Origin of the sequence: Pseudovibrio sp. W74 (assembly GCF_001623085.1) — a bacterium.
Classification (GTDB): Bacteria; Pseudomonadota; Alphaproteobacteria; order Rhizobiales; family Stappiaceae; genus Pseudovibrio.
The window spans coordinates 16,259-29,717 of the sequence record NZ_LMCJ01000008.1 but is presented as its reverse complement, the minus strand read 5'-3'; the positions used below and the strand labels follow the sequence as shown (position 1 = coordinate 29,717).

Below are 13,459 nucleotides of genomic sequence, written 5' to 3'. Positions count from 1 at the left end.
CAGCTTAGTGGTTTTTATGATGTCTCAAACTGTGTCTTCAGGGTCAGCACTCGACCTTTCAAAAACGGAAAGTACGACTGAAACACGGTTTCTTCAGCAAGGCCGGGAGGAAGTCTTTGAGCTGCAGGCGGAAACCGGAGACTACATAGAACTTGGCTGGCAAGTGAATTCTGGCCGTTTTAACCTGGACAGTATCAACCGATTGACTGGTGCTCACATCCGCAGGTTTGTTTCTTCAAACGCTGGCCGTTCACCATTCTTACTCGTCGTAGAGGATGCACCAATCAATCTTAAAGTCTCTGCAATTGAAACCGGGCACTACACGCTGTCTATCATCAAGAAAGTTGGCTCAGAACACCAGAATATCAAACAAACCGAATACCTTAGCCCGCGTATTGCCAACCTTGCAGATCAACTGAAATCAGGCGACTCAACGGATGCCTTCTGGTCGGAGATTGAGCAAAAAGGCACACCGCTCATCGAAGACAACGGAAACAACAAGAGTATCCTGACATTTCTTGCCAGAGGCGCCAGAGCTGGTGTCCGCCTCCTTGGTGCCCCAACAAGCAATCATGAAGAGCTTGAGCAGCTTGCAGGCAGTGACGTCTGGTTCAAATCATTTGTCGTTCCCAACACCACGCGGCTTTCCTATCAACTTGCTGTTGATGTGCCAGTGATTTCAGGCACTTGGATGGAACGACGGAGAGCGATTCTGGCAACTCTGGCAGCAGACCCGCTCAACAAGCACCCTTGGCCAGCAGACGCAATTGATCCTTACAATCAACACTCTACGGTGCTTTTGCCAGCAGCTGAACCTGGCCACTTTCTCGGCAATCAGACAGTCGCAAAAGGTCAGGTCACACATTCTAAGATTGAGAGCAAAGCCCTTGGGAACAAACGCGATATCTGGCTATACCGTTCCGCCGGCTATGAAGCATCAAAAACAACTGCTCCACTGCTCATTATGTTTGACGCAGAACACTATAATGACCGCATCTCTGTTCCGGACATTCTGGATAACATGGTCGCAGACGGCGCAATTCCGCCATTAGCAACCGTATTTGTATCTCATATAGATTCAAAAACACGAACTCAGGAGCTTCCTAACAACGCTCAGTTCGCTGCGTTTGTGGCGGAAGAACTATTGCCATTTGCACAGGCAGAGCTTGGTATATCCGCGACACCAGAAAGAACCATCTTGGCAGGCTCCAGTTTTGGAGGCCTTGCGTCCAGCACCATCTCTCTGCGCTATCCGCAACACTTTGGAAATGTTCTCTCCATCTCCGGATCCTACTGGTACTCAGAGGAGAATGACGAGAATTACGTCGCGAACCTCATTGCAAATACTCCCCGTCAAGATATCCGTTTTTTCCTCAGCGCGGGGCTCTTTGAAAAGAGTGTAGGTGGCGGAGATCGCGGGATACTACAGTCCAATCAGCACCTTAGAGATGTTCTGATTGCCAGGAATTATGAGGTGAAGCTGGAAGCCTATGCCGCAGGTCACGACTTATTCTCGTGGCAAACCATTCTTAGTGATGGCCTTGTTTTTTTGATCGGGAAGGGTGCTCCATGACGGGGTGAAATCCCGTTTAGATGCAATTGCATAAAAATCTGAGTGTAAACTTCAGGTATTATTGGACATCCTTATTTTTTGATTTTAGATAGAAACAAAGCTCAACAGCCAGGCTCTGATGCCAAGCCATGAGACATCTATCCAACGGAGTTAGAAATGTTTCATCGTGTAACGAGATCGGTTGCCGCTTTCGCCTGCCTCGCCCTCGCAACTTCTCCAGCCCTTTCAGATCAGGTCGAAATCAACACCGCAAATGGCAAAGCCAGCGTCGTTGTTGAGCCCAAAAATCTGATTGTGTTTGACATCGGAGCGGTCGACAACCTGAATGCACTTGGTGTTCAACCAGCAGGCGTCGTCAACAAAATGTATGTCGATTACCTTGATGGCGTTCAGTCTGAGGCAGACGTCATCGGAACTCTGTTTGAGCCAGATTTCGAGGCAATCAATGCGCTTGAACCTGAACTGATCATCGTTGGAGGCCGTTCCAGCAAACAGGCAAAGCCATTGTCTGAACTCGCGCCAACCATCGATATGACGCCAAGTTCTTCAGAGGTTTCAGCAACGCTGCTCGCGCATCTGGAAGCCTACGGAAAGGTCTTTAATAAGCAAAAGGAAGCAGCGCAACTTACTAGCAATTACAACAGGTTGCGAGAACAAGTAAAAGCTTCAGTTAAAGGCAAAGGCAATGCGCTGTTCGTTCTCACCAACGGCCCTAAAGTCTCCGTATTCGGCCCGGGTTCACGGTTCGGCTGGTTCCATGATGAACTGAAAATTGAACCGGCAATGGCTGAGGTTGCCGTCGCGTCTCATGGAGAAGCGGTGTCTTTCGAGTATATTCAAAAGGCCAATCCTGACTGGCTTCTGGTGATGGATCGCGCAACAGCAATCGGCAGTGATGCTGAAAATGCCCGTCAGGTTCTGGACAATGAACTGGTAGCCAGCACGACTGCGTGGAAGAAGGGGCAGGTGATCTATCTTGATCCGGCTGCAACTTACATTGCCCAAGGTGGTTATCAGGCAACCACGCGCATCTTCAATCAGCTGATCGAAGCCTTCAATAAGTAATAGTTCTCGCCAAGAGCTGGGCGCGCGCTGCTCAGCTCTAGCCATTTCCTTGGTGTCCCATGAAAAGCATCGGCGTTGCTATCGTCGCTCTGTTCGCACTTTCCTGCTTCAGCTTATTCGTTGGTGTCAAAGAGATCTCCATCTCTGACTGGTGGCAAACCCCTCAGAACATTGACCTCTTTTTTATCAGTAGAATCCCGCGCACATTGGCAGTTGTTTTGACAGGTGCATCCCTTGCTGTTTCAGGTGCTGTCATGCAAATGCTCGCCCGAAACAGCTTTGTGGAGCCTTCCAGCGTTGGCACAGCCCAAAGTGCAGCACTGGGCATTTTGCTTGTGACACTGCTTTATCCGGGTAGCCCATTGATTGTGAAGATGATTGTTGCGTCCATCACAGCGATGATCGGTATGGCTGTCTTCCTGGCAATGATCTCCAGATTACCCGTAACATCTCCATTGCTCGTGCCACTCGTTGGCTTGATCTTCAGCGGCATCGTGGAAGCCTTGACCATCTTCATCGCTTTTCAAACAGAAATGCTGCAGTTTCAGGGGACATGGATGAGCGGAGAGTTCTCCGGCATCTTACGTGGCCGCTATGAGCTCTTGTGGCTTTGTGGCGTACTGGCAATCCTCACCTATGTTGTGGCTGATCAGTTCACCATCATTGGCATGGGCAAAGATGCCAGCATCAATCTGGGCCTCAATTACAAGCAAGTCGTGATTGTCGGCCTGTTTATATTGGCACTTTCAACGTCTTTGGTTGTTGTCACAGTGGGCATGATCCCGTTTGTAGGTCTGGTCGTGCCAAATATCGCCCGCCGGTTGATGGGGGATAACCTGCGGGCCAGCTTGCCGTGGGTCGCAGTGCTCGGCGCGCTTCTGGTGCTTGCATGCGATCTTATCGGACGTCTGGTGCATTTCCCCTATGAGATACCCGTTGGTACGGTACTCGGCGTCATCGGATCTTTCGTTTTCCTCTATCTGTTGTATGCGAGACCAGCTCATGCACGCTAAAAAGCTCATTATCCTGAGCGTTTTGCTGGCACTTGCTTGCATCGCTTTCATGACTCTTGGCGCTAAAGGCAGCTGGGTTTTCCTGCTTGTTTTCCGGGGAACAAAACTACTCGCACTTTTGCTGGTGTCAGTCTCAATTTCTGTTGCAACACTACTGTTCCAGACCATCAGCGGGAACCGTATCTTAACACCCTCCATCATGGGTTTTGATGCTTTGTATCTTCTGGTTCAAACGCTGCTGGTGTTTATGCTCGGAGGGTTCACCTACGTCGCTCTTGATGGACAAATCAAGTTTCTCGCAGAAGTAGGTGTTATGTTGCTTGCAGCCGTATTGCTCTTCTCAACAGTGATGGGAAAAGACAGGCAGGACCTTCATCGTATGGTTCTGGTGGGTATCATTTTCGGGGTATTGTTTCGAAGTCTGACAGGGTTCCTGCAAAGGATTATCGATCCAAACGACTTCGCCATTTTGCAAGGTGCAAGTTTTGCTCAATTTTCTAGCGTAGACAAAGACCTGCTCGGCCTCAGCATCCTGCTCGTTTCAGCATGTTGCCTTATCATTTGGCGGCTTAGATACAGCCTCGATGTTATCGCACTGGGACGCAGCAATGCGATCAATTTGGGCGTAAACTATGAGAGGGCAAGCTTCGCTGTTCTGGTCCTCGTCGCCACTCTGGTTTCCGTCTCAACAGCTCTGGTCGGTCCTGTCGCTTTCTTTGGCTTGTTGGTGACTAGTCTTGCCCATTTTATCATGAACACCCACCGTCACAGCATTTTGCTGCCGGCCTCTATCCTGATCGCTGCACTCATTCTCGTCAGCGGCCAGACGGTCTTTGAGCGCATTTTAAAAAGCCAGTCTACCCTGAGCGTTACCGTAGAATTCTTCGGCGGCCTTCTCTTCTTGCTGCTTCTCTTTCGAGGAAAAATGAGATGATTGAAATTAATGGTGTTTCTCATAGTTACGGAAAGAGCAAAATTCTTCAAAACATCTCGCTTTCTATAAAAGAAAGCGGAATCACAGCCTTGATTGGGCCAAACGGGGCAGGGAAGTCCACGCTCTTGTCCCTCCTGGCCCGCTTGCAGCCACTCCAGACAGGTTCCATCTCGTTTGATGGCCAATCAGTGTCTCAAACACCCACCAGAGAACTTGCAAAGACCCTTGCTATCTTAAGACAAGATAACGCACTCAGCAGTCGTATGTCTCTGCGGGATCTTGTTGGATTTGGCCGCTACCCGCACCACAAAGGTCGCCCAACAGCCAAAGATCATAGAGCGGTAGATGAAGCTTTAGATTATTTTGATCTGCAAACTATGTCTGACCGGTTCATTGATGAAGTCTCCGGCGGCCAAAAACAACGAGCATTGGTCGCCATGGCATTTTGTCAGGAGACAAAGTACCTCCTCCTGGATGAACCTCTTAACAATCTTGATATGTACTACGCTCGCAGCCTCATGAAGCGCCTGCGTGAGATAGCAGACACAGGCAAACGCTCATTTGTCATCGTCCTCCACGACATCAACTACGCCGGCGCGTACGCCAACGAAATCATCGCCCTAAAAGACGGCACCCTCGCCATCCACGGAACACCGCAGGATGTCCTGGAAACAAAAGCCCTGCAGACCCTCTACTCAATGGAAATCAAAGTAACCCAGCACCAGGGACAACTCGTGGCCTTACATCATTTGTGATCGGCTGAAATCCAAAGCTAACAAGACATATAATTAGATAAGATTGATATGAGTGAAAGTCCAACTCAAAACGTAATAAGCTCCCCAAAGGAAGCTTTACTAAACTAGACTAGCTCAGGAAAAATGGAGAGCCTTCTGATACGATAAATTCAGGAGGACTTCATGGGTCGAAAACATTATACGGAAGAGATTAAACGGGAAGCGGTACGGCTGGTAGAAGTGAGTGGTCGGCCCATTCCTGAAATCGCTGCCGATCTGGGTGTGGGACGAGCTACCTTGAATCGCTGGATCAAGGAGTTTCGGGATCAGGATTTGCTGGCAGGGCCGCATGAGGATGCCAGTAGAGAATTAGCCGTTTGCGCAAAGAAAACGAACTATTACGGCAAGAGAGAGATTTATTAAAAAAGGCGGCAGCGTTCTTCGCCAGGGAAACAAGTCGATGAGATATCAGTTTATCGATGCACAGAACGCCTCTCATTCAACTGCCAGCCTCTGCGCCTTTATGTGTGTCAGTTGCAGCGGATATTATGCCTGGAGAAAACGACCTGCGAGCGCCAGACTACGTGAGGACATAGCGCTCCTTGCTCATATCAAGGACAAGTTTGAAGCTCAAACCGAGCTTATGGCTCACGGCGCATTGCAGCTGAACTCAGCGCTGACGGCCTTAATGCAGGTAGGCATCGCGTGGTTCGCCTGATGCGTGATAACTCTCTGAAAGTGGAGAGGAAAAAGAAATTCAAGAGAACTACAGACAGCCATCACAACAAGCCTGTAGCCCCTAACCTTCTGGAACAGGACTTCACTTGTACCGGCCCCAATCAGAAGTGGGGAGCTGACATCAGCTACGTCTGGACTTCAGAAGGCTGGCTGTATCTGGCGATCGTCGTAGATCTGTTTTCAAGGCGTATCGTAGGCTGGGCAACCAGCAATCGCATGATGACAACGGCATTAAAACGAGCTCTGGCGACACGGACTTCTCTGAATGGTCTCATTCATGTTTCCGACAGAGGTAGCCAGTATTGCTCCGATGCTTATCTGCGGCTCTTATCGAGGAATAAGATTACCCCTTCGATGAGCGGCAAGGGCAATTGCTTCGATAATTCCATGGTGGAAACTGCGTTCAAGACCATTAAGTCTGAAATGTTGTGGCGAACTGCCTTTCAAACTCGTCAGAAGGCAGAAAAGGCACTTGGCCTTTACATTGAGGGCTTTTACAATCCAATCAGGCGGCACTCGTCGTTAGGCTATCAATCGCCAATCGCGTTCGAGAGACAGAAAAGAAATAGTGAGACAGAAGCTCTCCATTTTCTTTAGGTCAGTCCAATTGACGCAAACCACATCCGGTGGAAACCAGTGTGCACGATATTCCTCGCATTGATGCATCACCATATATATTTCCCTGCATCTACGACCTGGAAGTCATATATCAATTGAGGTGATTGATAATGTGTGACAACGAATATGTTATCACGCAGACATATCAGAAGCATGCATTCATGACTTAAAGTACATGGTCGGAACTTTTGCCGCGTAAGCTGGAAGCAACGCTTTTCTCATCAGCCATCTCTTGCGCCACTGCAACGTGACTATCACCAACCGCTATGTGAACCATGATGCACATCCGATACGGATGCTCTCAGAAACGGTCGGGGAGAGGTTTGAGGCGGGGTTGAAGGGAGGGGAGTAAGAGTTTCATAGCCAATGCATTTGAGTTTGGGGCCGTTCGCGATTCAATGTGATCATTAGCGGACATCTGAATAGCTGGAGGAAATGAATATGATGCATGTCTGTCGAGCACCCCGTCATTCGTAGATGCTAGGTAAAATCGAGCGCTGGCACCAAACTATGAAGAACTGAACCCTGCTGTAAAACTGCTACATGATAGATTATCTGAGGTGTAGATCAAACCCATTGCTGGCTACTACAACATCACGAGAGCTTTGGAAACTTGATACCTATATTAGACGCAATAGACAGCTCTTGGGATATCGACAGATAGTTAAACGGCGATACTCCAAAACCAATGCTTGCGCTACTAAGTACAAAAGCCCAATTTCACTCGATGATGGACATAATATTGACTGATGAGGCGTTGGCCTAAGTACATGCGTACATCTTAGCAAACCAACACAGTTTTTTTAGCTCATTACATCTGGATTTGCTTATCGGAACGTTCGCACCGTTTCGAAGTTGTAGGCTGAGCTTTCCGTTTGATTTCACTAGTTTTTCGGCGGAGTTCTTTGATACCCAGTGAGAGCGGTGCACTTGTGCTCCTTCAATGACATTGAGTTGGAGCAATACATCAGTAAAGCGCATCAGAATGAGTGTTGATCCTCTGCATGTTGTGACTTGCACATAATGGTCTTGTGCAGCCACATGAAGAATGTTCTTGCCAAATTTAGCAGAATGATCACGCCAGAAAAATGGTACCCCATCACAGGTTTCGGTCGGTTCTGCTGCATCAATTGGAGCAACTTGCTTAGGCTGCTTCTGCTCGCTCATATTTCTTGCTTGGACAAACAAAAAGGAAAATATGCCGGATATAATTGCTGTTATTGCCAATAAATAATGAAATGGTGGTGGGGTCCCTCGTAACTCAGATTCTAAGATTGAAATAAAAAGAGCGATCGGAAAGGTGTTTGCAAGAACCGCATAAAGTGCGCAGGTTGTCCGTGAGTATTTCTGGAAGAAGGAAATATTCACCGATAGATAGATGGTGGTTTGGATAAGAGCCCAGGGTATGCAAATTGCGAGGAGCCAATAAACTATTCTCTCTGGATAGCTCAGGTCTCGATAGGTCCCAAATGGTCCCATAAAGGAAAACAGCGCTATGACAGAAAAGCCAAGGGCTGCGTGTATGTATAGCTTGTTCTTTAAGAGTATTCCGAACATATTCCACTACCAGCAACTACGAACTTATCCCTACAATCTTATATAATAAAAATTTCAGATAATGAATAATTTTATAAGTAAAAAAGTAGTATGGAGGCGTTTAAGTTGAATGGTAGTTCAATTGGTGAATATTTATAAGTATGTGTTGATTTGTTGTTTGTGTGGTTATTCTTAATTTGCAATTAAAATATACATTGTCACGACTATGAAAAATTTATAGCTGCTATATTCTTATTTATTTCTTTCCGTGGTGTGATAATACGCTGGTCAGGATCGGCTTCAACGATGTTCCTCTTATGAGGTTGCTTGCGCAAAGTATCTATCAGGAACAGATTGCTGTCTTAAAGATAAGAATTATTCAGTTGTGATAGCTAACCCGTACATCCAGCCCTTCCAAGTTGTAGGTTACGTCAGGTACGAAGCTATCTGACCAATGTGGATATCTAGGTTCACAGAATCGATAATATAGCTATCGAGACGTGGTTTTGCTCAGATATCCGAGTCTCAATCAGCAAAAGTTAGAAGATTTCACGAAGCGTGAATCAAAAATGAGAGATGGATACATATGGGTGCGCATTACATAAATTTTGTGCGATTGCCCTAGTATCTATCTGATTTTCAATATTAATATTTTTTAGTAAATATCGACATGCCGAAGCGTTTCACGAATTTGGCCTGCTATTTCACGAAAATCGGCCACCAGTAATCAACGAAGTGTGTATTTGAAAAGCGACATTTTTTTGATCGTGAAAATACTGAGGCGCTTTCATTGCTGCAGGTCGATACACATACCATCCTTCGTCACAGGTCACCGTTTCTGTTTTTGGAACATGCTGAACTTGATGAAAATGGCTTTGCTTCCGCGATAGTCGAGCTCCCATTGGAGCAGTTTTCGTGGGCTGCCCCGTTAGAGTTAAGTTTGCTTCACGTTGAGTGTGCAGCACAACTTATAAGTGTTGTTATGCGGCTGCGCTTGAAGCGTGAAAGAAGTCGGGGTGTTTTTGCAGGATTACGCTCTTTTGAATGGTTGAGCACGCCGCAAGACGTACGTCGCGTGACGGTGCAATACAGCAAGACCTCCTCGAACTTTCACGAGTTTGAAGGAACATTTTACAACAAAGAGGAAGCCCCCTGCGCCCATCTTAGCGGCACAACACACCTGTCGGATGACCTGATCCTAGACAGTCCTAACGAGCAAGACAATAGTTTCTCCGTAGCATCACCGATCTTCCAGTTACAGGAAGATCGGAATGAAGAGGGAGAAATCATATCTGCGCAAGCCAGCCGTGACTGTGAAGTTTATCGCGGCCACTTCCCCGGGGAGCCCATCACTCCCGGAGTTCTCATCGCAGAAATGATGCTCGCAGTAATCCAAAAACAAAGTGAAATACCGCTGTGCCTCAAACGTGTTGAGGCTTTGAGTTTTAACGCACCGATCAAACCGGGGGATGTTGTGACAGTGAATACAAAGTCCCTCGAAGATTACAGGTTTCGTGTTTCCGTTGTGAGCGGACGAAAGAGAATTGCGAAGGCTGGCTTCAAATTACAGCCAGTTGCTTGAGGTTACCTCGGGAGGAGGACGAAGATGACATTCCAATTTAGCGCAGAGGACATTTCCAAGATCATCACGGAGAAGGTGATCTATGAAGGTCTGGAATTAGAAGAGCTTGGCATTGAGCTGGATGAAATTACTCCAGACAAGCTGCTGTTTGATGAAGATGGCCTTGCTCTGGATTCAGTTGATGCGCTGGAGGTGATTGCCGGTGTCCAGCGGGAGTTCAATATTACATTCCCTGAAGTTGATCAGGAGTTCATTGAGAAAAATTGCTCCACCATTGAGCAGTTAACTCAGACGGTCATGAGCTTTTCAAAAGCAACTGCAGCTTGAGCCGGTGAAGCGACAACTCCTCTAATTCAGGGCTACCAGTTTGATAATCTTTGACGATATGGAGCACTTGCTCAGCAGGTCGATTGTTGAGGCGTGTACCGCAGCAGGCTTGGAATGTGTGAACGCAGCACGAAATGGTGGTGTGCAAACTGCGCTTGAGCAGTTGCAGGAGCCAGGTGCTTTGGTGATAAGTCCGCCAAGTTTCTGCGAAGCAACTGCATTGAAAGCTACGCTGAGTGGTTCGGATACTTCTCGTGAACTTGCGCAGACGATTGAAGCGGAAGCGTGCTACTTTCTGGAAACTTGTAGACATGCAACGCAGGCCATGATGCGTCATGGTGGGGGGCAGGTGTTATCACTTGGGATTGATGATGTCGCATCTAAAATTGTTGGGTTGCCTCAAAGTCCGATCGTTAATCAGATGCGTTCGTCCTGTATTAAGTCACTGGCGAAAGAATATGGCCGCCTAAAGATCTCATACAATTCTGTCCTATGTCATCCGCCCAAGGAAAGTGTGGACCCGAAGATCTGGCGTAGTCAGCGAGATGCACTCAAAGTCTACACAATGCGGTTCACGCCATGCGCTGTACAGGAATATGCAGAATTTTGCCGACAGCTTCTGACTTCTAATGCGCCACTGAATGGTGGGCAAATCTGCCTTGGTAAGGGTGTGATGGAGACTGCGGCATGAGACTTCCAGAACATGCAAAAAGTACTGTGCTCATCACAGGAGCTACCCGGGGAATTGGCCGAGCCATAACCTTGCGATATGCGCAGGAAGGCTGGAATCTGGCGCTGGTTTACCGGTCTAATCAAGCGATGGCAGATAGTATGGCTACAGAGCTCGACAAGCTTGGTGCATCCTACATTTTGATCAAAGCTGATCTTACCTCTCCGACTGCGTGCATGCGTGTTGTTGAGCAAGCTCTTGATGAGTTTCGGGCACTGGATGTGCTGATCAACAATGCTGGCGGAACATTTGATGGCGCTTTTGCCTCAATGAAGGCCACTGATTATGAAAGCCTCATCAGCTGTAATCTCATAGCGCCTTTGCTTTTGTCGACTGCCGCTGCGCCCGAGTTGATGAAATCAGCCAAAGCTGGTCGTGGGGGCTCGGTTATCATGATGTCGTCTATGGCGGGCATCACCGGCAAAGAGGGGCAAGTCCCTTATTCCACGACGAAGGGCGGCCTTATTGGGCAAACTCGGCTGCTTGCTCGTGAGCTTGGTGAGAAAGGCGTTCGCGTTAACGCCATTGCGCCGGGCTTTATCCGCACTGAGATGGTCGAAATTCTTGAGCCGAAGATGTATCAGCATGTGCTTGCAGCAAGTGCGACACCTCGCATGGGGGAGCCTTCTGAAGTGGCGGATACCGCATGGTTCCTTGGATCTCCTAACTCAACATACCTGAATGGCACTGTACACCGTATCGACGGTGGGTTCTTGCGTTGAGGAGGGCAGTGATGAAGCATATCAAAGCAACAGGCACATCTGCAGCACATATCGTCGGCATGGGGGTGTATTGTCCCCTGGGTCAGAATTGTGCTCTGTTGGAAGAAGCAATGCTCTCCGGGCAAGATTCAATTGCACCGGTTGAGGCATTTGATGCGAGCGTGTTCCTCAGTAAGCAGGCATCGGCATTCCCCAAAAATTTCAAAGTGGAACTTGAAGCCGCGGACTGGATGGACCGCGCAACACTTTTCACGATCGCGGCCTATAATGAAGCGTTGGCGCAAGCAGGTTTGGACCTGACTGAGATTGCACCAGAACGTATCTCTGTTTGTCTGGGGAGCTCTCATGCGGGTCTCGTCAGTACAGAAGATGTAGCTGTGAAGACATTTAATGGTGAACTTGAAACAGTTGATCCAAAAACAATAGCTGCGACCCTCGTTTCCAGTAGCACCTCAGTCATTAAACGACTCTGTGGTGCTAAGGGGCGCATGCTCACCATATCGTCTGCTTGTGCGAGCTCTAACTCTGCAATTGGAGTTGCTGCGGAGCTTATTCGCACGGATCAAGCAGATGTTGTCGTCGCAGGCGGTGCTGATACCGTCTCAGTTTCTGTTATGGCCGGTTTCAATGCGCTACGTGCGCTTGCCCCCGAGAAAACCGCGCCATTTTCCCCTCAAATAGGCCTGAGCCTTGGTGAAGGAGCGGGAATTGTTGTTCTGGTCAGCGACCGCCTGCGCGCGCAACTTAATTTGGCGAGTTTAGCACAAGTCCTTGGATATGGTCTGTCTGGAGATGCGCATCATGCAACTTCGCCTGATCAGGATGGAGCAGGTGCAGAAAATGCGATGCGCAGTGCTTTGAATAATGCTGATGTAACACCAACACAGATTTCGTACATCAACGCTCATGGCACAGGCACTGAGGCGAATGATGGTGCAGAAACCCGCGCTTTGAAGCGCATGTTTGGTTCAGATGTTCCGGTCAGCTCCACCAAAAGCTATTATGGCCATACCCTCGGTGCGAGTGGCGTGATTGAAACAATCTCGACACTTCTGCTTGCTCGGGACAACAAACTTCCAGCCAATTTGAGGTTAGAGGACGTGCGTAAAGGGTGTGAGCCCCTGAACTATGTCACGCTGGCGGATAACTCAGCTACACCTCAGAAGCTGCTGATCAATAATTTTGGATTTGGTGGCAATAACAGTTCTCTTGTTTTGGAAGTGAATGGAAAAACAGCTTCCAATGAGGTGCCTGCTTACACTGAAGATGACGTTGTTATCACGGGGATTGGGCTGCAGACCTGCGTCGGTGACACGAAAGACGCTAGTCCTGAGCATCTGAAATCGCAGCAATGCTTTGCTGAATTGAATGAAGAGACCGGATTTACGTCAGCTCTCTCAAACATCCCTCGGTTTACGAGCAAAGAGCTTCGCCCGTTTGCGCGTACAGCACGCAGCACAAAGCTTGCTCTGCTTGCACTCAATGATGCGTTGGGTGATGAGCATGATCTGTATGCGGAAAACCTAAGGTCCGGCATTATTAGCGGTGTTGTGTTCGGGGCTCAAAAGCCGACAGAAAAATATCTTGAGAGTGTTTTTCTTGGGAACCCGGCGCTGGCAAATGCCCACTTCTTTCCAATGATTACGCTTAATGCCACGGGTGGGGCCGCATCTTTGGCCTTCCAGATCAAGGGCTTTACAACAACAGTTTCTGGGTCAGCTTCAGCGGCTGCTTATGCTGCAGACTTGGTTAAGTACCAACGACAAGACCGTGCAGCAGTGGTGTCATGTGATGAGATTACTCCGGCTCTGGAGAGGATCTATCATCAGGCTGGCGTGGTTGCTCAAGCTGCAGAAAAGCGTCCGGGACGTGCTCAGTCTTTGGGTG

Annotated in this window: 11 protein-coding genes and 1 pseudogene; 11 read left to right on the top strand and 1 reads right to left on the bottom strand. The window is 48.3% G+C overall.

The window, feature by feature from the left end; translation table 11 throughout:
• Positions 1 to 16: 16 nt before the first annotated feature.
• The 6 genes and pseudogenes from PsW74_RS06535 (at position 17) to PsW74_RS06505 (ending at position 6,654) form a co-directional block, all read left to right on the top strand.
• Positions 17 to 1,573 carry an alpha/beta hydrolase-fold protein gene (locus PsW74_RS06535; protein WP_208987872.1) on the top strand — a complete coding sequence of 519 codons (1,557 nt, stop codon included), beginning with the start codon at positions 17 to 19 and terminating at the stop codon, positions 1,571 to 1,573.
• Between the two features lie 156 nt (positions 1,574 to 1,729).
• Positions 1,730 to 2,638 carry a siderophore ABC transporter substrate-binding protein gene (locus PsW74_RS06530; protein WP_063288708.1) on the top strand — a complete coding sequence of 303 codons (909 nt, stop codon included), beginning with the start codon at positions 1,730 to 1,732 and terminating at the stop codon, positions 2,636 to 2,638.
• A 59-nt stretch (positions 2,639 to 2,697) separates the two neighbouring features.
• Positions 2,698 to 3,651: an iron chelate uptake ABC transporter family permease subunit gene (locus PsW74_RS06525; protein WP_063288709.1), complete on the top strand. Its 954-nt coding sequence runs from the start codon at positions 2,698 to 2,700 to the stop codon at positions 3,649 to 3,651.
• On the top strand, positions 3,626 to 4,585 hold the full coding sequence (locus PsW74_RS06520; protein ID WP_063288710.1) for an iron chelate uptake ABC transporter family permease subunit: 960 nt from the start codon (positions 3,626 to 3,628) through the stop codon (positions 4,583 to 4,585). Before PsW74_RS06525 ends, PsW74_RS06520 begins: the two co-directional genes overlap by 26 nt.
• Positions 4,582 to 5,340: an ATP-binding cassette domain-containing protein gene (locus tag PsW74_RS06515; protein ID WP_063288711.1), complete on the top strand. Its 759-nt coding sequence runs from the start codon at positions 4,582 to 4,584 to the stop codon at positions 5,338 to 5,340. Before PsW74_RS06520 ends, PsW74_RS06515 begins: the two co-directional genes overlap by 4 nt.
• A 162-nt stretch (positions 5,341 to 5,502) precedes the next feature.
• Positions 5,503 to 6,654 (top strand): annotated as a pseudogene (locus PsW74_RS06505) (IS3 family transposase).
• A 783-nt stretch (positions 6,655 to 7,437) separates the two neighbouring features.
• Here PsW74_RS06505 and PsW74_RS06500 read toward each other — a convergent pair.
• The gene (locus PsW74_RS06500; protein WP_063288712.1) at positions 7,438 to 8,232 is read right to left on the bottom strand and encodes a LytTR family DNA-binding domain-containing protein; all 795 of its coding nucleotides are present in this window, start codon (positions 8,230 to 8,232) and stop codon (positions 7,438 to 7,440) included.
• Positions 8,233 to 9,001: 769 nt separating this feature from the next.
• Between PsW74_RS06500 and PsW74_RS06495 the strand changes: the two genes are divergently transcribed.
• From PsW74_RS06495 to PsW74_RS06475, 5 genes are all read left to right on the top strand, one after another.
• A complete protein-coding gene (locus tag PsW74_RS06495; RefSeq protein ID WP_063288713.1) occupies positions 9,002 to 9,793 on the top strand; it encodes a hypothetical protein in 792 nt (263 codons plus the stop codon).
• Between the two features lie 24 nt (positions 9,794 to 9,817).
• The gene (locus PsW74_RS06490) at positions 9,818 to 10,120 is read left to right on the top strand and encodes a phosphopantetheine-binding protein (RefSeq protein WP_063288714.1); all 303 of its coding nucleotides are present in this window, start codon (positions 9,818 to 9,820) and stop codon (positions 10,118 to 10,120) included.
• A gap of 40 nt (positions 10,121 to 10,160) precedes the next feature.
• A complete protein-coding gene (locus PsW74_RS06485; RefSeq protein WP_153041704.1) occupies positions 10,161 to 10,811 on the top strand; it encodes a hypothetical protein in 651 nt (216 codons plus the stop codon).
• Complete coding sequence (locus tag PsW74_RS06480) at positions 10,808 to 11,572, top strand: SDR family oxidoreductase (RefSeq protein ID WP_063288716.1); 765 nt, start codon at positions 10,808 to 10,810, stop codon at positions 11,570 to 11,572. The genes PsW74_RS06485 and PsW74_RS06480 overlap by 4 nt, the downstream gene beginning before the upstream one ends.
• A gap of 11 nt (positions 11,573 to 11,583) precedes the next feature.
• Positions 11,584 to 13,459, top strand: a 1,876-nt coding sequence (locus PsW74_RS06475; RefSeq protein WP_063305819.1) for a beta-ketoacyl-[acyl-carrier-protein] synthase family protein, incomplete at its 3' end; no start/stop codon positions are given.